Origin of the sequence: Streptomyces viridosporus (genome assembly GCF_002078235.1) — a bacterium.
Classification (GTDB): Bacteria; Actinomycetota; Actinomycetes; order Streptomycetales; family Streptomycetaceae; genus Streptomyces; species Streptomyces viridosporus.
This window is the reverse complement of sequence record NZ_MSGP01000865.1, coordinates 275-635: the sequence shown is the minus strand read 5'-3', so window position 1 is coordinate 635 and position 361 is coordinate 275. Positions and strand designations below refer to the sequence as shown.

Sequence of the window (361 nt, the reverse complement as noted above, 5' to 3'; positions counted from 1 at the left end):
GTCGAGGCGGACGGCACCGCGCGCTTCCTGACCGGGGGCCGCTCCCCGATGCTCGGGCTGGCCCCGCACCCCGACTACGGCAGCGGCCTGGAACCGCTGCCGTAGTCGGGGTGCGGGGCCAGCCCGAGCATCGGGGAGCGGCCCCCGGTCAGGAAGCGCGCGGTGCCGTCCGCCTCGACCAGCAGCGGCGGGGGGTGTCCCGCGACGGAGTAGTGGAGCTGGAAGCGGCCGGGCGCCGGGCGCTCGACCCGGGCCAGGACGCAGGTGGCGGTGCACTCCAGGTAGAGGGTCTGCACGGAGACGTCCAGGCGGCGCAGGATCTCGCCGGTGGGTTCCTGGCGGTCGAGGGCGAGTCCGCGCA

Annotated in this window: 1 protein-coding gene; it reads right to left on the bottom strand. The window is 76.5% G+C overall.

The genetic code is table 11. The annotated features are described in order from the left end of the window. Positions 1 to 74: 74 nt before the first annotated feature. Positions 75 to 361 (bottom strand): SpoIIE family protein phosphatase (locus B7L92_RS43385; protein ID WP_255311362.1); only part of this gene is annotated, 287 nt, incomplete at its 5' end.